The following is a 17,378-nucleotide window of genomic DNA, read 5'->3' on the forward strand; positions in this document are numbered from 1 at the left end:
GTGCACTCCCTCGTGTTCGTGTCCTGCGCGGCCTCAGCGCCGCACCCTTGAAGCATACTTGCATACAGGTATCCAACTGCGCGAGCCCTGTGCCATCATGGCGGCATGGAAGGCAGCGGGCGAGGGCGACGCGACAGCCGGTCCCCCGCCTACGAGCGGCTGCGGGCCCTCATCGTCGATCGCACGCTCTCCCCCGGCTCGCTGCTCTCGGAGCCCGAGCTCGCCGACCAGCTCGGCGTCTCTCGCACGCCTGTGCGCGAGGCGCTCCGCACGCTGACGGCCGAGGGCCTGGCGGTGAAGCTCAGCTCGAACCGCACCATCGTCGCGCCCGTGTCGATCGAGGAGCTGCGCCACGTCTACGACGTGCGCTCGCGCCTCGAGGGGCTGATCGCCGCCGATGCCGCACAGCGGGTCACGCCCGCCGACGAGCAGTACCTGCTGCGCCAGGTGTCGCTCATGGAGCGCCTGCGCGACGACGACGAGGAGGTCGTGCGCATCGGCGCCGACTTCCACGACCACATCCTGGCGATGAGCGGCAACGAGCTGGCCGGCAACCTGCTGCACATCGTGCGCGGGCACGTCGACCGCTATCGGGCGCTCACGACCCGCGAGCCGGGCCGCAGCTCCGACGCGGTCGACGAGCACCGGCGCGTCTGCGAGGCTGTGCTCTCGGGCGACCCGGCGCTGGCCGAGCGCACCATGCGAGAGCACATCGACGCTGCTCGCGGCATCGCGATCGGCCTCACCCCCGAGCCCGACGACGCCGACGCCTGACCGGAGGCAGCGACGACGGCTTCGCGGCTACCTGACCTCGACCAGCTTCGCGAACACCACGAGGTTGTTCGGGAACTCGTCGGGGTTGTCGTCGAAGCTGTCGCAGGTGATGAGCCGCAGCTCGGCGCCCGGCACCGGATAGTAGACGGCGCGGGTCGGGAAGGCGTCCTTGGCGAACGACTCCACCCGGTAGGTCTCGAACACCGCGACCGAGCCGTCCTCGCGCGCGACCTCGACGAGGTCGCCGGCCTGCATCGTCTCGAGGCCGTAGAAGACGCCGCTGTCGTCGATGGGCGAATTGACGTGGCCGAGCAGCACGGCGGCGCCGCGCTCGCCCGGGGTGGGCGATCCGTCGTACCAGCTGGCGGGCGAGCCCTCGGGCTCCGGCGGCACCTCGAGGCGACGGTCGGCGCGCATGCCGGTGACGACCAGGTCGGCGACGCGCTCGAGCGCCGGGATCGTCACCTGCACCGGTCGCGACGCGGGCATCGACGGCGACGCCGGCTCGCTCTCGGCCGCAGGAGCCGCGGCCTCGGGCTGGGGCTCGGGCTGGGGCTCGGACTGCGCGGGCGTCGGCGCCGCCGTCGGGCTGGCGGATGTCGTGGGCGGCACGGGCGCGGAGGCCGCGGTGCCGCAGGCGGTCAGGCTGAGCAGCAGGGCCGCCGCCACCGCCGTGAGGCGGAGGCGACGGCCCGTGCTGTGGAGCATCATCATGCGTGTCGAGGCTCAGCTGACCCGGATCGCGCGGCGACGGATCGCCGTGATGCCGGCGAGCAGCAGCGTGGCGAACAGGCCGCCCATGGCGACGAAGCCCATCGTGGCCACCTCGTTGCCCTCATCGGCTGCAGAGACGACACCGGTGTCGACGCCGCCGGCGGGCGCCATCGCCACCACGCCGCAGAGCGCCGGGGAGGTCGCGGCGAGCGGCAGCTCGGGCACCAGGTCGCTGGGCGACATGCCCGACTCGGGCTGGGTCGCCGGGTCGAGTCCGTGCACCACCACGACGGCGGTGCCGGCGCTCAGGTTGTCGAGCGTGGCCTGATCCATCTGGAACGTCTCCTCATACGTGATGGTCGGGCCGGACGGCGCGACCATCAGGTCGAGGCCCGCGTCCGGGCTCTTGTCGGCGAGTCCGATCGAGAGCGTCGTGCCGATGCCACCGTAGAAGGGCGCGCCCTCGGTGGTGCTGATGATGCCGTCGCCGTTGGTGTCCGCGCTCGGCGCGGGGCAGGCGCCCTGTGCGCCGATGTGGATGTGCTGCACGTGCGGGTACGGGTTGCCGTCGAACTCGGCGGCCAGCCCGGTCGCGTTCAGGGTCACCGTGGCCATGTCGCCCTCGACATCGATCCACACCTCGCCCGATGCACCGCTGTTGTTGATCTCGTCGAGCGTCGTGGAGTACGAGCCCGTCGCGTCGGCCGCCATCGCGGGCGATGCGCTCAGGATCACGAGGCCGAACCCGAGGGCCGGTGCCATGATCAGCATTGACTTCTTCTTCATGAGAGGTACCTCTTCCGAAGGTTCCTGGGGCACCACGTGCGCCCCTCTGCCACGGTCTTCGGCGCCCCCGGGCTGACGGATTGGAGATTGCCGTCGGACTTCGCGCGCCGGCCGGCTGCCGCATCGCTGCAATCCGATCGGCGGTCCGCACCGAACCCCTTCCACGCACCCGCCTCGCTCGCTCAGCGCGCACCGGCGGGATCGACACAGATCGGGATCGACACAGATCGGGATCGACACAGATCGGATGGATCGCATGGCTCGCACGAACCGCCTCGTCGCCCTCGCGGTCGGCGCCGCCGCGCTGCTGCTGACCGGATGCGCGTCAGCCACCGCATCCCCCGCCGCCTCCCCCTCGCCCGCTCCGTCATCGACCGAGGCGTCGCACGCCATGCCCGACGGCTCGACGATGTCGGGCGCGGAGCACGGCGGCGACTCGGGCGACGCCGTCGTGGCGGCCGAGCCCTCGGCGGCTGCGCAGATGATCTGCGGCGGCCAGGTGGTGACCGCCGTCGCCGCCATCTTCGGGATCCCGGGCGTGGATGCGCCCGAGTCGTCGTGGCAGGCGCCGACCTACACGTGCACCTTCGACATCGATGGCGCGCCGCTGGAGCTGACCGTGCATGACACGGCGGATGCGGCGGCCGGCCAGGCGCACTTCGACCAGTTGCAGGAGTCCCTCGGCGCCGACGACATCGAGGGGCTGCTCGGGCTCGGCCTGCCCTCCTTCTCGACCGGCGAGGGCGTGGTCGGGTTCCTCAAGGACGGCCGCACGCTCACGGTCGATGCGACCGCGGTGCCGGACGGCTTCGCCGGCGGCTCGCGCACGCAGGAGGGCGCGGCCTACGCCGTCGCCTCTGCCGTGCTCACCTGCTGGGTCCAGCACGACTGACCCGCGGCGGGCGCCCGACGCAGCTCATGCGGCCGGCTGACCCGAGACCTGTGGCGATCGTGACGAGATCGTGATCGATCGCTCGGCAGATGCCATTGCTGCGGGCGCATGCTCTGGTCATGCAGGCACGACGCATGCTGGCGCTGGCGATCGGCGGCGCAGCGCTGCTGGGGCTCACCGGCTGCGCGCCCGAGCCGAGCGTGCCTGCGGAGCCGAGCGCGGCCGAGCCTGAGCGCACGACCGAGCCGGACGCATCCGGCGGGCAGACCGCTGGGCCGACTGCCGAGCCGACCGCCGCGCCGTCCGGTGCGCCGTCCGGTGCGCCGAGCGCCGGGCCGACCGCCGGGCCGAGCGCGAGCGCCTCGCCGCGACCGAGCCGCTCCCCCGCGGAGAGGCCCCCTCCCGAGCCGAGCCGCTCCGCCGAGTCGACGCCGCCGGCGCCGAGCGCGACCGCGGCGTCCGCACCGGACCCGGGTCCCGATCCGCTGCCTCCTGCCCCGCCGTCGCCGACCGCCACCGCCGACGCCGTGCCGTACTGCGGCGACGAGTTCGTGCTCGATCGCAACCACCTGATGTGGTGGCCGGGCGACGCCGCCGCGCAGCTCGCGGCGGCCGACGTGCGAGATGCCTTCGAGCCCGCCGACGCGATCGCGGGGCTCGACGTGGTGTGCGCCGCGTCGTACTCGAGCCCGGTCGACGGCGCAGGAGGCGGCATCGTGCGGGTGTCCGAGGCGCTGCTCGAGCGCGCCCCCCGCTCGTTCGCGGCGCTGCGCCGCTGGGCACGCACCAACGGCTACACCACGACGGCCGAGCAGCCCTTCGTCGAGCGCTCACGGCCCGAGGCCGCCGACGGCACCACGACGATGAAGATCTTCTGGGCGCCGCTCGACGGCGACGACCCGACGATCGGCGGCGCCGACGACATCGCGCGGCAGACCGGCGCGGCCAGCGACGCGATCTACGTCTGGCACGCCGACTTCACGGGCGGTTGAGCCGGCGGATCGTGCCTTCTCGACGCGCGCGTCGACGGCGCGTCAGCGCTTGTCGACCACCCGACGCAGGTAGCGGATGCGGTCGCGCAGCTGCTGCATGGAAGCCTGTGCGACGGGCGGGCCGCCGCAGACCCGCCGCGACTCGGCGTGCACGAGCGCGTGCGCCTCGCCGCGCCGCTTCGCGACGATCGCGACGAGGGAGTTGAGCAGCTGCCGCTCCTCGCGCATGTTGCGGTAGAGCGGCTCGGGCGGGGCCTCCGCCGCCGGGCGCTCGCGGATGCGCGCCGCCTGCCGCTGGTGCCGGCGCTTCAGCAGCTCGGAGACGTCCTCGGCCTCGAGCAGCCCGGGGATGCCGATGAAGTCGAGCTCCTCCTCGGTCTCGGGCTCCACCAGCTGCCCGAACTCCAGGTCGCCGAAGAGCACCTTGTCGAACGTGGCGCTCGACTCCATCGGCTCCCACGTGAAGGGGGCCGGCTCGCGGTCGTCCTTGTCGCCCTGCTCGGCTGCCGCCATCAGGTCGTCGTCGAGCAGCTGGTCGTCGTCGCGCTCGCGGTCGAGCGCGTGGTCGCGCTGCCGCTCGAGCTCGGCCGCCAGTGTCAGCAGCGGCGGCACCGAGGGCAGGAAGATGGTGGCGATCTCGCCGCGCCTCCGCGAGCGGACGAAGCGGCCGATGGCCTGCGCGAAGAACAGCGGCGTCGACGAGCTCGTCGCGTAGACGCCCACCGCGAGCCGAGGCACGTCGACCCCCTCCGAGACCATGCGCACCGCCACCATCCACCTCGTCGTGGAATCCGCGAACGCGCCGATGCGATCCGAGGCGCCCGCGTCGTCGGAGAGCACGACGGTCGGCTCCTGCCCCGAGATCGACCTGAGCAGCTGTGCATACTGACGCGCCTGGGCCTGGTCGGTCGCGATCACGAGACCGCCCGCATCCGGCACCGTCTGCCGCACGTGCGTCAGCCGCACGTCGGCCGAGCGCAGCACCTGCTGGATCCACTCGCCGCCCGGGTCGAGGGCGGTGCGCCAGGCGCCGTTGGTGATGTCCTTGGTGTCGCCGTGCCCGAGCGTCGCCTTCATCTCGTCGCCCATCGACGTGCGCCACTGCATGGTGCCGGCGTAGGCCATGAAGAGCACCGGCCGCACGACGCTGTCGCGCAGCGCCGCGTCGTAGCCGTAGGCGTAGTCGGTCTGGCTGAGGCGCACGCCGCGCTCGTCGCGCACGTACTGCACGAACGGGATCGGCGAGGTGTCGCTGCGGAACGGCGTGCCCGTCAGCGACAGCCGGCGGGTGGCCGGGCCGAACGCCTCGAGCACCGCATCGCCCCAGCTGAGCGCGTCGCCGGCGTGGTGCACCTCGTCGAGGATGATCAGGCTCGGCGCCGACCGGGTGATGCGCTCGTGCACGGATGCGCGGGCCGCGACCTGCGCGTACGTCACGACGACGCCGTGGTACTGCCGCGGGTAGTCGCCGTCGCCGTTCGAGAAGTCGGGGTCGAGGCGGATGCCGGCCTTGTGCGCGGCGTCGGCCCACTGCTGCTTCAGGTGCTCGGTGGGGGCGACGACGGTGATGCGCTGCACGGCGCCGCGGCGCAGCAGCTCGGAGGCGAGCCGCAGCGCGAAGGTGGTCTTGCCGGCGCCCGGGGTGGCCGCCGCGAGGAAGTCGCGCGGCTCGGTGCGGAAGTACTGCTCGAGCGCCTCCTGCTGCCAGGCGCGCAGCGGCTGGGCGGTGCCCCAGGCGGCGCGCTCGGGGTAGCTGGGGCTCAGGTGATCGGCGGCCCACGACCCGAAGTGCGCATTGGGATGCGTCGAGGCGGGCAGGCTGGTCACTCGCTCAATGGTAGGCGCGTGCGCCCACTTCGCCCCGCCTGCGTGTCGCCCCGCGCGCCCCGACGACTGCGCGCCGGCTCGCGCCCGGCGCGGCCCGACGACTGCGCGCCGGCTCGCGCCCGGATCTCAACGTGCTCTGTGTCTGCTCGGCGCATGGGGTGCGGCGAAGCAGCACCTCGCACGTTGAGATGCGCGGGTTCGGTGCGCGTTCGGGGTGCGGCGCCTAGGCTGACGCCATGCACTATCTGCTCGGTCTTGCAGCGCTGCTGATCGGCGTCGTCATCGCGACCCGCCGCACCCGCCCCATGTGGTTCGTCGTGCTGACCGGCGTGCTCGTCGGCGTCGGTGCGCTGCTCGCGATCCTCAGCTACACCCGCGTCACCGACGGCCTCGGGCTCGTCGCGAACAACGTGCTCGGCTGGGTGTTCGTCGGACTCTCGCTGATCACCATGCTGTCGGCCGTGTTCGTGCTCGAGCGGCGCGGCGAGCGCGGCGAGGAGCTGCCTCCGCTGATCGGCGACAACCCGTTCGACGGCGACACCGACGACAGCGACGACCCGGCGCGCGGCCAGGCGGGTCCCGCCTCCACGGCAGCACCGGCAGTGCGGGCGGAGCGGGCAGCCGCCGCTGAGAGCCGAGCCGAGGCGCAGGGCGCCGCGGGCATGTCTGCGGGCCTGGCCGGCGGCGCGGGTGCGGCGGCCGCGACGGCTGCCGCCTTCGGCGACGGGGTGGTGCCGACGGTGCACGAGATCGGCGCCGACCCGACGACCACCCGCGGCGGCACCTTGCCGAGCGACTCCGTCGCCGGCGCCGAGACCGGAGCGGCGGACCAGCGCGAGCCCGAGCAGGGCGGCACGCCCGGAACGCCGGGCGGCACGCTGCCCGAGGCTCACGCCCCGCACGACGGCGACGAGCGTCGCGGCTTCACCGCCGCTCCGGAGGAGGGGCACCAGGGTCGCGACGACGAGCACAGCGCGTCGGAGCCCGCCGGCGACCGCCCCGGCCCCAGCGACGTCGCCGTCGACGGCACGACCGTCGTCGGCGCCGACCCCGACATCGCGACCGATCCCGCCGAGACCGATGTCGACGCGGCGCCCGAGGGGGGCGTCGACGACGACCGCACCGACGGCGGCGACCGCACCTGACGCATCCGCCAGACACGACGACGCCCGCCGGTGCTCCGGCGGGCGTCTCGCGTTGCGTGGCAGGTCAGGCGGTCTCCTCGCCCTTCGTGTCGACCTCCTCCACCCACTTCGGCGGCTCGTCGCGGCCGGCCTCCTCGTCGGCGTCGGCCTTCTGCTTGGTCGGCTGCACGATGCCCTTGGCGTGGTGCGTCGGCGCGTAGACCGTGTAGAGGCGCAGCGGCTCGTCGCCGGTGTTCTCGACGTCGTGCCACGTGCCGGCGGGCACCTGGATGCTCCAGCCGTCCTCGACCTCGTGCTCCTGCAGGTCGTCCTTCTCGGGACCCATCTTGGCGACGCCCTTGCCCTGGTCGATGCGCAGGAACTGGTCGGTGCCGTGATGCACCTCGAGGCCGATCGAGGCGCCGGGCTCGATCGACATGAGCGTCACCTGCAGGTGCTTGCCCGTCCAGGCGACGGCGCGATAGTTGGTGTTCTCGACCGTCGCGGTCTCGATGTTGAACGCGTTGGGCTTGGGGCCGTTGTCGTGGATGTCCATGCGCGGCATCCTGCCCTCGCTGCCTGAGCGTCGCCAGAGCGCGGGGGCGGGCGGCCGGCGGTGGCGGCTGCGGGGGCCGCCGCGGGGCACCGCGCTCCCCGCCGCGCTTCCGGACCTCTTCCACCAAATCCGACCTGGTGCACCAGGTCGATATTGGTGGAAAGGGTCCGAGGTTCGATCTTGGCGGAAGGGGTCCCAGGTCGATATTGGTTGAAGGGGTCCGGGGCAGTCACGCCGAACGCGACATGTCCACGACCGGAGGGCGCAGGCGCGGCACCTCGTACGCGGTCATGATGCGCTCGAGCCGCGACGGCTGCTGCAGGTCGGCCCAGATCCAGTGGACGGGATCCCCGCTGAACAGCAGCTCGTCGTCGCGAGCCTTCTCCTTCATGAGCGCCCGCACGCCGGAGCTGCCCTGCTCGTTGGCGAGCTTGCCGTACTTCTGCTCGCCGTCGAACTCGCCGTAGACCGGCCTGCGGCCCTCGCGCCGGAACCGCATGTCGACTCGCCACTGCTTGTCGGTCGGTCCCGCGACCCACACCTGCAGCTCTGGAGCGGCAAACCCGAGTTGGTGGATGCGCACTCGGCTCCACGACTCGCCGACCGATTCCGACGCGCCGTCGGCGAAGGCGATCGCCCACTCCGCCCGCGCACGGCGGTACTTGCCCTGCCTGCCGAGCGCCTCGATGATCTGTGCCTTCGTCACCGAGCCCTGATGCAGCGCCGCGTCGATCGCCGAGACGGCGTCGAGCACGCTGCACTTGCGCGCGACGTCGGCGAGCGCATACGCGAGCGAGCACACTGCCAGATCGCCCACGGCCGTGATGTCCAACGGCTGCAGCTCGACCGGAGCGTGCACGATGCCGGCTTTCTTCCCCGCCGTCCTCGTGTCGCCGGTCGTGAAGACTGCGGCAGGTGCGAGGCCGTAGGGCACGTCGTGGATCGCGAGCGCCGATTCGCGGGCGAAGACCGCGTTGGGCCGAGCGGCGTGGGCGGCGCGGATCCGCATGAGGTAGGCGGCGTCGCGATCCGCCGCGGCCCACGACGCCGTCGGTGCGTAGACACCGCGGCGCACCCGCATGAGCCCGTCATCGCGCTCCGGCCGGAACCCCGACTCCTGCGCCACGATGGCGCTCACCCGTCGCACCTGCTCGCCCGTCGATGCACTCTCCGCCTGCATGCTGCGCACACTGTCACGCTCGCCGGCGCTCGAGGGTGACGGATGCGTTCACCTGTGGAGCGCGCACGCGCGGCCCCGAGCGGCCACACACCGGCCCGACCTCTTCCACCAATATCGACCTGGTGCACCAGGTCGAATTTGGTGGAAGGGGTCGAGCGAGTGTGGGCGGAGCGCGCGGCGGCTGCGGGCGGTGGGCGAAGCGCGCGAGGGTGGCGGGCGGTGGGCGGCGCGCGCGGGCGGTGGGCGGCACCATCACCGTCACCATCCCCGCCACCGAGCTGCTGCACGAGCCCCACACCGACGACCTCGACGATGCCCCCGAGCCGGAGCTGCGCTGGCCGGCCGCCCTCGACGGCCGCGTGCTCGTCGACGCGGCCACCATCCGAGCGCTCGCCGCAGAGACGGTCGTCTGGGAGCGGCTGTTCCTGCACCCGGTCACCGGGCTGCCGGTCACGGTCGACACCTACCAGCCCAACCGTGCGCAACGCCGGCTGCTGCGCGCCCGCGACGGGCACTGCCGCTGGCCCGGCTGCGCCAACCCCGTCTCCCGCGCCGACGTCGACCACACGAAGGACTTCGCGAAGGGCGGCATGACCACCCTGTCGAACCTCGCCCACCTGTGCCGACGCCACCACACGATGAAGCACGCCACCCGCTGGACCGTCCGGCAGCTGCCCGACGGGGTACTCGAATGGACCAGCCCGCTCGGCGACATCCACCGCGACGAACCAGAACCGCAGGGCCCACGCTTCGCCGACACGCCCGCCTGGGACCCGCGGGAGAGCTCCTGGGAGATCCCGATCGGCATCGTCGCCCCACCCGGCCCCGACGAACCACCCNTCCACCAGCGGCGGAGTCGACCGACTGAAGCCGACCCCTGGCTTGATCAAGCGCGCGCTCGGGCTCCGGCCGAGCGCTCACACCGCCGGCATCGTCTCCGGTGCACCCTCGAGACGCCGGTAGCGCAGCAGCATGCTGCCTGCCGGGTAGGCCTGCGGCGGCTCCTCGAGCGCGAACCGCGTCGGCGCCGTGCCCTCGGGGAAGAGCCGCTTGCCGACGCCCAGCGCGATCGGGTACGTGAAGAGGTTGACGACGTCGACCAGACCCTCGGCGAAGAGCGTCCGCAGCAGATCAGCGCTCCCCCACATCTGGATCTGCCGGTGCCGTTCGCGCAGCGCCCGCACCTCCACCGCAGCATCGCGCAGCTGCGTGGTGCCCTCCCACGACAGCGCAGGCGCGCCGCGAGACGCGACGTACTTGGGCACCCGATCGAACGCGATGCCGATGCGATCCTGCTTGCCCGGCCAGTAGGCGCGGAAGATGTCGTAGGTGACGCGGCCCAGCAGCAGCGCGTCGGCATCCTCGATGATCTCCATCAGGCGGGCGCCCGACTCGTCGTCGGCGTATGCCCATTCCCATCCCGGATGCGGATAGCCGGCGTCCTGATCGGTCGGTCCGCCGTTGGCCTGGATCACGCCGTCCAGCGTCATGTGCATGTTGACGTGCAGCTCACCCATCATCCCGCCTCCCGCTGTTCTCGGCTCCGCGCAGCGCGCCCTCGGGGCACCGCCGTCGCCAGTATCCGCGCGGCGAACCCGAGACGGTAGCCCCTCGCCGCCCCGATGGCATGATGCAGTCGTGACGACGACGCGCGCAGTGCCGCTTGCACTCATCGGCTGGCTCGTGTGCGTCGAGCTCACGAGCGGCGTGCTGCAGGGCTGGTACGTCACGCTGACGCCCGACATCGCCCGCTTCCTCGGCGTCACCGACGCCGACGTCAACTGGTTCGAGGCCGGCCAGCTGCTCCTCTCGGCCCTCCTGGTGCCGATCCTCGCGAAGCTGGGCGACATGCACGGCCACAAGCGGATGCTGCTGCTGTCGACCGCGGTCACCGCGGGAGCGAGCTGGTGGATGGCGTTCTCGGGAGACTTCTGGAGCTACCTCTTCGCGTTCTCGCTGCAGGGCGCCTACGCGGTGTGGCTGCCGCTCGAGGTGGCCCTCATCTTCGACCGCGGCCGCCGCACCGGCGTCGCCCCCTCGACCACCCGCCGCGCGGCGGGCCTGCTCGTCATCGCGCTCGAGGCGGGCGCCATCCTCGGCGCCCTCGGCTCGGCCGTCGCCCTCGGCGCCTTCGGCGAGGCCATCCCGCCGACCCTCATGATCCCGGCCGCCATGGTGACGCTCACCTTCTTCGCCATCCTCTGGGGCGTGCCCGAGTCGGAGCCGCTCCCCGGCCGCTCCCTCGACGCCGGCGGCTTCGTGCTCCTCGCGCTGTCGCTCCTGACCATCACCTCGGGCCTCACGTTCCTCAAGCTCGGCGGCGCGGGCGCCTGGTGGGGCTGGGCGGTCATGGCGATCGGCGTCGCACTGCTGCTGCCCTTCGGCCGCTGGGTGCTCGGCAAGGCCGACCCGGCGATCGACCTGCGCGTCATGCGGCAGCCGTCGATGTGGCCGGTGCAGCTCACCGCCGGCCTCGTGGGTGTCAGCCTGCTGGGCGCCCAGACGCCGCTCGCCACCTACGCCGGCACCGACCCGTCGCTCGGCTACGGCCTCGGCCTCGACGCGACCGGCCGCTCGCTGCTCATCGGCGTCTACCTGTTCTCCCTGATCGTCGGCGCGAGCCTCCTCGCGATCTTCTCCACGCGCATCCGCCCCCGTCTGCTGCTCATCGTCGCGTCGACGCTCGTCGGGGTCGGCTACCTGCTGCTGATCCCGTTCCACCTCGAGATCTGGCAGGTGTTCGGCTGCATGGCGATCGCCGGGCTCGGCTCTGGCGCCCTGGTCGGCGCGCTGCCCGCCGCGGCCGCCGCCGCCGCGCCGCGCGGCCAGACGGGCGTCGCGACCGGCATGACGAACACCACGAAGACCATCGGCGGCTCGTTCGCGTCGTCGATCTTCGCGATCGTGCTCGCGGTCGGCGCCATCGGCACCGCCGCGAGCCTGGGCGGCTACATCGTCGTCTGGATCATCTGCGGCGTCACCGCGCTCGTCGCCGCGGTCGGCCTCGTCGCCGTGCCCAAGCTGGCCTTCGCCGACCCGGAGCCGGGCGCCGAGGAGCCGCTCGCCGATCCGCCCGTGCCCGACGCGACCCGCGCGACGCAGGCGTGACGCCCGAGCTGCTCGAGGTCCCCGGCGGCGAGCTGCTCCAGCGCGACGCGCGCACCGGCGGCGAGCGCACGGTCGGGCTGCGCCCCTTCCGCCTGGCGCGCACCCCGCTCACCGACGACGACGGCGTGCCGCTGCACGGCATCCGCTGGATCGACGCGATCCACCGCTGCAACACGATGTCGGCGGATGCGTCGCTGCGCCCCGCGTACGACGTGACCGACGGGCGGGTGGCCTGGAACGCATCCGCCGACGGCTACCGACTGCCGACCGAGGCGGAGTGGGAGCACGCGTGCCGCGCGGGAACGACGACGCCGACATACGGGCCGCTCGACGAGGTCGCCTGGACGGCCGCCGACGGCGTGGACGGCCCGCAGCCGGTGGGCCGCAAGGCGGCGAACGCCCTCGGGCTGCACGACATGCTCGGCAATGTCTGGGAGTGGTGCTGGGACTACGCCGACCCCGCCCGCTACGGCGCGTACCGCAGCCTCCGCGGCGGCGGCTGGTCCGACCGACCGTTCAGCGTCCGCGCCTCGGTGCGACGCGGCACCGCGCCCGACGCACTGCTCGAGGACGTCGGGCTGCGCGTCGCCCAAGGTGCCGTCGCCGAGCCGAGCGCGACCGCGGCGCAAGGCTGGTCGGCGGCCGCCGACCGCGAGCGCGCCGACATCCGCGGGCCGCTGCCGGTCGGCTGGACGCCGCTGCGCGACCTGCTCGACTGAGGCGGCCGTGCGCTCGGGCGCGCAGCGCCGTGCGTCAGCCCTTCGCGACCAGCGGCCCCCTGTGCACCATCCACGGGTGCGTCTGCGCGACCGGCTTGATGATCGTCTCGTCGACCGAGACGTGCCCCGGCAGCGCCAGGATGTCGGTCATGACGCGGGCCACGTCGTCTGCCGACAGGGGGTCCTGCACGTCCTTGTAGACCGCATCCGCCTTCGCCTGGTCGCCCTCGAAGCGCACCAGCGAGAACTCCTCGGTCCAGACCATGCCCGGCGCGACCTCCATCACGCGGATCGGCTCGCCGTGCAGCTCGAGCCGCAGCACGTCGACGAGCTGCTTCTCGGCCGACTTCGCGGCGTTGTAGCCCGAGCCGCCCGCGTAGGCGACCGTCGCGGCGATCGACGTGACCACCATGATCTCGGCGTACCCGCCCGACGCGGTCGAGCGGCGCAGCAGCGGCAGCACCGCGTCGATCACGCGCTTCGTGCCCACGACGTTCGCCTCGAACATCCAGCGCCAGTCGTCGATCGTCGTCTCGGCGAGGTGCGCTGCGCCCTTCGCGCCGCCCGCGACCTGCACCAGGCCCGTCGGCGCGAAGGCCGCCGCCGCCTCGGCGAACGCGGCGACCGAGGCCTCATCGGTGAGGTCGGCGACGAACGTCTCGCAGCCGATGTCGGCCGCCAGCGCCTCGAGCCGCTCCGCCCGCCGCGCGACGGCCAGCACCTGCCAGCCGCGCGCGACCGCCTGCCGGGCGACCGCCTCCCCGATGCCGCTCGACGCACCCGTGACGATCAGTCGCTTCTCGCTCATGACGCCATGCAAGCAAACGCACGCCGGCAGCGCCAATCGACCGGGGCCGAGCAGCCTGCGTCTCATACCCAGTGTTACGCCCCGAGACGCACCCACCTGGCGCCCAGGGCGCATCCGCCGCGAGGATGGAGCAAGACTTCACCCCGATCCCAAGACTTCACCCGATCCGAGGAGCCATCATGAGCGACTGGAAGTTCGAGACCCTGCAGGTCCACGCGGGCGCCGCCCCCGACCCGACCACCAAGGCGCGCATCACGCCCGTCTACCGCACCACCTCGTACGTGTTCGACAACGCCGACCACGCCGCGCGCCTGTTCGGCCTCGCCGAGACCGGCAACATCTACTCGCGCATCATGAACCCGACCAACGACGTCGTCGAGCAGCGCCTCGCCGCGCTCGAAGGGGGCAGCGCCGCCCTCCTCCTCGCGTCGGGCCAGGCCGCGACCACGTACGCGATCCTCAACATCGCCCAGGCCGGCGACCACATCGTCTCGTCGTCGTCGATCTACGGCGGCACCTACAACCTCTTCAACTTCACGCTCGCCAAGCTCGGCGTCGAGGTCACCTTCGTCGAGGACCAGGACGACCTCGACGAGTGGCGCCGCGCCGTGCGCCCCAACACGAAGGCGCTCTTCGCCGAGACGATCGGCAACCCGCGCATCAACCTGCTCGACATCGCCGGCGTCTCGTCGGTCGCCCACGACGCCGGCGTGCCGCTCGTCGTCGACAACACGATCGCCACGCCCTACCTGATCCGCCCGCTCGAGCACGGGGCCGACATCGTCGTGCACTCGGCGACGAAGTTCCTCGGCGGCCACGGCTCGGTCGTCGCCGGCGCCATCATCGACGGCGGCCGCTTCGAGTGGTCGAAGTCCGACAAGTTCCCGGGCCTCACGACGCCCGACGAGTCGTACCACGGCGTCACCTTCACCGAGGCGCTCGGCGACCAGATCGCCTACATCATCAAGGCCCGCGTCACGCTGCTGCGCGACGTCGGCGCCTCATCCTCCCCCGACACCGCCTGGCAGCTGCTGCAGGGCATCGAGACGCTGTCGCTGCGCCTCGACCGCCACGTCGCCAACGCCACGAAGGTCGCCGAGTTCCTCGAGGCCCACCCGCAGGTCGCCGGCGTGCACTACGCGGGCCTCGCGTCGAGCCCGTGGCACGAGCGCGGCAAGCAGATCGCCCCCCGCGGCACCGGCGCCGTGCTGTCGTTCGAGCTGCTCGGCGGCGTCGAGGCGGGCAAGGCCCTCGTCGAGTCGCTCGAGCTCTTCAGCCACCTCGCCAACATCGGCGACGTGCGCTCGCTCGTCATCCACCCGGCGTCGACGACGCACGCCCAGCTCACCCCCGAGCAGCAGCTCACCGCCGGCGTCACGCCCGGCCTGGTGCGGCTGTCGGTCGGCATCGAGCACGCCGACGACCTCATCGCCGACCTGACCGCCGGCCTCGAGGCGGCCGCGGCGAAGGCCGCGGAGCTCTCGGCCAGGGCCTGACGCGAAGGGACGGCGGGCACCCGTGGACTGGCAGCTGAGCGACGACGCGCAGCCGGCCTCCAGGGTGCCCGCCGCTCGGCTGTTCGAGGCGACGCCCGGGCACGAGCCGCCCGTGCCCGTCACCGGCGCCTGGCGGCCCGGCGACGACCCGGGCGACCGTCGCTTCGCCCGCATCGGCGATCTCGACACCGAGGCGGGCGGCAGGGTGGCGGATGCGGTGCTCGCGTTCGAGACGTGGGGTCGCCTGAACGAGCGGGCCGACAACGCGGTGCTCGTCGCGCATGCGCTGACGGGCGACAGCCACGTGCGCGGCCCGGCCGGGCCCGGTCACGCCACCGCCGGCTGGTGGGAGGAGGTCGTGGGCCCCGGCCTCGCCCTCGACACCGATCGGTTCTTCGTGGTAGCCCCCAACATGCTCGGCGGCTGCCAGGGCTCGACCGGCCCCGCGTCGTTCGGCGCCGACGGCGTCGAGCTCGGCTCCCGCTTCCCGCGCGTCACGATCCGCGACCAGGTCGAGGCGCAGCGACGCCTCGCCGACCAGCTCGGCATCGACCGCTGGCACGCGGTCGTCGGCGGATCGATGGGCGGCATGCACGCGCTCGAGTGGGCCATCGAGCACCCCGACCGCGTCGGGGCCGCCGCGCTGCTCGCCTCGAACGCCGCCACCAGTGCCGACCAGATCGCCCAGAACACCCTCCAGATCGAGGCGGTCACGACCGATCCCGGCTGGCTGGGCGGCGACTTCTACGACCTGCCCGGCCACGCCGGGCCCGCCCGCGGCCTCGCACTCGCGCGCCGCATGGCGATGCTCGGCTACCGCTCGCAGCACGAGCTGAACGAGCGATTCCGGCGCGAGTGGCAGTCGAGCCTCGACCCGCTGCAGGGCGGGCGGTTCCAGGTGGAGTCGTACCTCGACGTGCACGGCAACCGCTTCACCCGGCGGTTCGACGCCGGCTCCTACACGCGCCTCGTCGACGCCATGTCGACCCACGACGTGGGCCGCGGCCGCGGCGGCGTCGAGGCCGCGCTCGAGCGGGTCACATCACCGACGCTCATCGTCGGGATCTCGAGCGACCGGCTCTTCCCCGTCGCCGACCAGCAGCGGCTCGCCGCCGGCATCCCCACGAGCACCTCGGGCAGCGAGCCGATCGTGCTCGAGAGCGGCTTCGGGCACGACGCGTTCCTCATCGAGTCGGGCCGCGTCGGCGACCTGCTCGCGACGCTCCTGGGCTGAGCGCCCCACCGCCCCGCGCCGGGTCGCGCGCACCAGCATCCAGATCGCGCCGACGAGGATGCCGATGTGCACCAGGTTGCGGGCCGTCAGCAGCGCGACCGCCGCCGGGTCGGCGACGACCAGCCAGAAGTAGGTCCACGGGAACTGCAGCTGCGTGAGCGCCGCGACCGCCGCGATCGCGCCGACCCCGATCCAGTGCCGCCGCGAGCCCATCTCGGCCAGCAGCAGCGCCGGCACGAACAGCCAGAGCACGAACTGCGGCGAGCCCACCTTGTTCGTCACGATCATGACCTCGATGAGCGCCACCGCCAGCCAGACGATCGCCTCGCGCCCGTGCGCCCGCCGCACCGCGAGCACGCCGACCGCGCTCAGCAGCGCCACGCCGCCGACCAGCACCGGCGTCGCGAGCGCCGCGACCGTGCTCACGCCCTCGCCGCCCACCTGGTAGGTCCAGATCTGCCGGTCGAAGAAGACGCGCGCCTCGTCGGCGCTCGCCATCCACATGTACGGCGTCGCCGCGACCGCCTCGATCTGCAGCCCGCGATCCTCCTGCTGGGTGAGGAACGACAGCACGTGCTCCGAGCCGAGCAGCAGGCCCACGGCCACCACCGCGATCGAGACGAGCGCGCCCGCCGCGAGCGTGCGCATCCGCTCGCGCCGCACGATGAGCATCGCCAGGAACAGCACGCCCGGCCACACCTTCATCCACGCGCCGACGGTGAACAGCGCCGCCGCCAGTCCGGGCCTGGAGTGCCGCAGCGCGACCACGGCGATCACGCCGAGCGCCACCACCACCGTGTCGATGCGGCCGAGCGCCACCGGCCCCAGCGCCAGCTGCAGCCCCAGCCACGTGAGCGCCAGCACGTGCCCCCTCGGCACCCGCAGCAGCAGGTGGAACGCGACCGCGTCGAGCGCCACGACCATCAGCATCCACAGCAGCGGCAGCCAGTCGGGCCCCAGCGCGCTCGAGACGAGGATCGGCACCCACGCCAGCAGCGGGTACACCCACGGCACGTCGATGCCGAGCCACTCGCCGTCGACCGCCTCGGTGCCGAGGCCCCGCTCGAGCCACGACGGATAGACGGTCAGCACATCCCCGTACGCGTCGGAGACCGTCGGGATGCTGAGGATCGCGAGCAGGCCGTGCACCGCCCCGAACGCGAGCCAC

General features: G+C 73.0%; 15 protein-coding genes and 2 pseudogenes. 9 read left to right on the plus strand and 8 right to left on the minus strand.

All coding sequences use genetic code 11. The features are described from left to right. The first annotated feature begins 105 nt into the window (after positions 1-105). Complete coding sequence (locus Q9250_RS11465) at positions 106-774, plus strand: GntR family transcriptional regulator (RefSeq protein WP_306232012.1); 669 nt, start codon at positions 106-108, stop codon at positions 772-774. A gap of 27 nt (positions 775-801) precedes the next feature. Here the strand turns inward: Q9250_RS11465 and Q9250_RS11470 are convergent, their stop codons facing one another. Next, positions 802-1,488, minus strand: a complete 687-nt coding sequence (locus Q9250_RS11470) for a sortase domain-containing protein (RefSeq protein WP_306232013.1) — start codon at positions 1,486-1,488, stop codon at positions 802-804. 12 nt (positions 1,489-1,500) lie between these two features. Further along, positions 1,501-2,274: a hypothetical protein gene (locus Q9250_RS11475; RefSeq protein ID WP_306232014.1), complete on the minus strand. Its 774-nt coding sequence runs from the start codon at positions 2,272-2,274 to the stop codon at positions 1,501-1,503. Positions 2,275-2,530: 256 nt separating this feature from the next. On the opposite strand from Q9250_RS11475, the gene Q9250_RS11480 reads away from it, so the two are divergent. Then, positions 2,531-3,166: a hypothetical protein gene (locus Q9250_RS11480; RefSeq protein WP_306232015.1), complete on the plus strand. Its 636-nt coding sequence runs from the start codon at positions 2,531-2,533 to the stop codon at positions 3,164-3,166. Between the two features lie 119 nt (positions 3,167-3,285). Further along, entirely contained in the window at positions 3,286-4,158 is an 873-nt protein-coding gene (locus Q9250_RS11485) for a hypothetical protein (protein ID WP_306232016.1), read from the plus strand. A 42-nt stretch (positions 4,159-4,200) separates the two neighbouring features. Here Q9250_RS11485 and Q9250_RS11490 read toward each other — a convergent pair whose 3' ends face one another. Next, complete coding sequence (locus Q9250_RS11490) at positions 4,201-5,985, minus strand: DEAD/DEAH box helicase (RefSeq protein WP_306232017.1); 1,785 nt, start codon at positions 5,983-5,985, stop codon at positions 4,201-4,203. Positions 5,986-6,221: 236 nt separating this feature from the next. Here Q9250_RS11490 and Q9250_RS11495 point away from each other — a divergent pair, with 236 nt between their 5' ends. Continuing rightward, positions 6,222-7,130, plus strand: a complete 909-nt coding sequence (locus Q9250_RS11495; protein ID WP_306232018.1) for a hypothetical protein — start codon at positions 6,222-6,224, stop codon at positions 7,128-7,130. A gap of 64 nt (positions 7,131-7,194) precedes the next feature. Here the strand turns inward: Q9250_RS11495 and Q9250_RS11500 are convergent, their stop codons facing one another. Continuing rightward, positions 7,195-7,665, minus strand: coding sequence for a cupin domain-containing protein (locus Q9250_RS11500; RefSeq protein WP_306232019.1), 471 nt, complete (start codon positions 7,663-7,665; stop codon positions 7,195-7,197). 229 nt (positions 7,666-7,894) lie between these two features. Then, positions 7,895-8,845, minus strand: coding sequence for a hypothetical protein (locus tag Q9250_RS11505; protein ID WP_306232020.1), 951 nt, complete (start codon positions 8,843-8,845; stop codon positions 7,895-7,897). Between Q9250_RS11505 and Q9250_RS14195 the strand changes: the two are divergent. Next, positions 8,827-9,483: pseudogene (locus Q9250_RS14195) on the plus strand (HNH endonuclease signature motif containing protein); the annotation flags it as partial. The gene Q9250_RS11505 and the pseudogene Q9250_RS14195 overlap by 19 nt on opposite strands. Positions 9,484-9,762: 279 nt before the next feature. Here Q9250_RS14195 and Q9250_RS11510 read toward each other — a convergent pair. Beyond that, positions 9,763-10,362, minus strand: a complete 600-nt coding sequence (locus Q9250_RS11510; protein ID WP_306232021.1) for a dihydrofolate reductase family protein — start codon at positions 10,360-10,362, stop codon at positions 9,763-9,765. A 121-nt stretch (positions 10,363-10,483) separates the two neighbouring features. On the opposite strand from Q9250_RS11510, the gene Q9250_RS11515 reads away from it, so the two are divergent. Both Q9250_RS11515 and Q9250_RS11520 read left to right on the plus strand, forming a co-directional pair. Beyond that, a complete protein-coding gene (locus tag Q9250_RS11515) occupies positions 10,484-11,953 on the plus strand; it encodes an MFS transporter (RefSeq protein WP_306232022.1) in 1,470 nt (489 codons plus the stop codon). Further along, entirely contained in the window at positions 11,950-12,672 is a 723-nt protein-coding gene (locus tag Q9250_RS11520) for a formylglycine-generating enzyme family protein (RefSeq protein WP_306232023.1), read from the plus strand. The genes Q9250_RS11515 and Q9250_RS11520 overlap by 4 nt, the downstream gene beginning before the upstream one ends. Positions 12,673-12,706: 34 nt before the next feature. On the opposite strand, the gene Q9250_RS11525 is transcribed toward Q9250_RS11520, so the two are convergent. Further along, positions 12,707-13,480, minus strand: coding sequence for an SDR family NAD(P)-dependent oxidoreductase (locus Q9250_RS11525; protein WP_306232024.1), 774 nt, complete (start codon positions 13,478-13,480; stop codon positions 12,707-12,709). A 179-nt stretch (positions 13,481-13,659) separates the two neighbouring features. On the opposite strand from Q9250_RS11525, the gene Q9250_RS11530 reads away from it, so the two are divergent. Together Q9250_RS11530 and metX are read left to right on the plus strand one after the other, a co-directional pair. Then, the gene (locus Q9250_RS11530; RefSeq protein WP_306232025.1) at positions 13,660-14,976 is read left to right on the plus strand and encodes a bifunctional o-acetylhomoserine/o-acetylserine sulfhydrylase; all 1,317 of its coding nucleotides are present in this window, start codon (positions 13,660-13,662) and stop codon (positions 14,974-14,976) included. A gap of 22 nt (positions 14,977-14,998) precedes the next feature. Then, on the plus strand, positions 14,999-16,210 hold the full coding sequence (gene metX / locus Q9250_RS11535) for a homoserine O-acetyltransferase MetX (protein ID WP_306232026.1): 1,212 nt from the start codon (positions 14,999-15,001) through the stop codon (positions 16,208-16,210). Between the two features lie 300 nt (positions 16,211-16,510). Here metX and Q9250_RS11540 read toward each other — a convergent pair. Beyond that, positions 16,511-17,359 (minus strand): annotated as a pseudogene (locus Q9250_RS11540) (glycosyltransferase 87 family protein); the annotation flags it as partial. Positions 17,360-17,378 lie beyond the last annotated feature (19 nt).

Source organism: Agrococcus beijingensis (assembly GCF_030758955.1).
GTDB lineage: Bacteria > Actinomycetota > Actinomycetes > Actinomycetales > Microbacteriaceae > Agrococcus > Agrococcus beijingensis.

Coding starts and splice junctions, on each gene's coding strand:
- Q9250_RS11470 (WP_306232013.1), bottom strand. CDS start 1,488: ATGATGATGCTCCACAGCACGGGCCGTCGCCTCCGCCTCACGGCGGTG.
- Q9250_RS11505 (WP_306232020.1), bottom strand. CDS start 8,845: ATGCAGGCGGAGAGTGCATCGACGGGCGAGCAGGTGCGACGGGTGAGC.
- Q9250_RS11465 (WP_306232012.1), top strand. CDS start 106: ATGGAAGGCAGCGGGCGAGGGCGACGCGACAGCCGGTCCCCCGCCTAC.
- Q9250_RS11475 (WP_306232014.1), bottom strand. CDS start 2,274: ATGAAGAAGAAGTCAATGCTGATCATGGCACCGGCCCTCGGGTTCGGC.
- Q9250_RS11500 (WP_306232019.1), bottom strand. CDS start 7,665: ATGGACATCCACGACAACGGCCCCAAGCCCAACGCGTTCAACATCGAG.
- Q9250_RS11495 (WP_306232018.1), top strand. CDS start 6,222: ATGCACTATCTGCTCGGTCTTGCAGCGCTGCTGATCGGCGTCGTCATC.
- Q9250_RS11525 (WP_306232024.1), bottom strand. CDS start 13,480: ATGAGCGAGAAGCGACTGATCGTCACGGGTGCGTCGAGCGGCATCGGG.
- Q9250_RS11480 (WP_306232015.1), top strand. CDS start 2,531: ATGGCTCGCACGAACCGCCTCGTCGCCCTCGCGGTCGGCGCCGCCGCG.
- Q9250_RS11530 (WP_306232025.1), top strand. CDS start 13,660: ATGAGCGACTGGAAGTTCGAGACCCTGCAGGTCCACGCGGGCGCCGCC.
- Q9250_RS11510 (WP_306232021.1), bottom strand. CDS start 10,362: ATGGGTGAGCTGCACGTCAACATGCACATGACGCTGGACGGCGTGATC.
- Q9250_RS11485 (WP_306232016.1), top strand. CDS start 3,286: ATGCAGGCACGACGCATGCTGGCGCTGGCGATCGGCGGCGCAGCGCTG.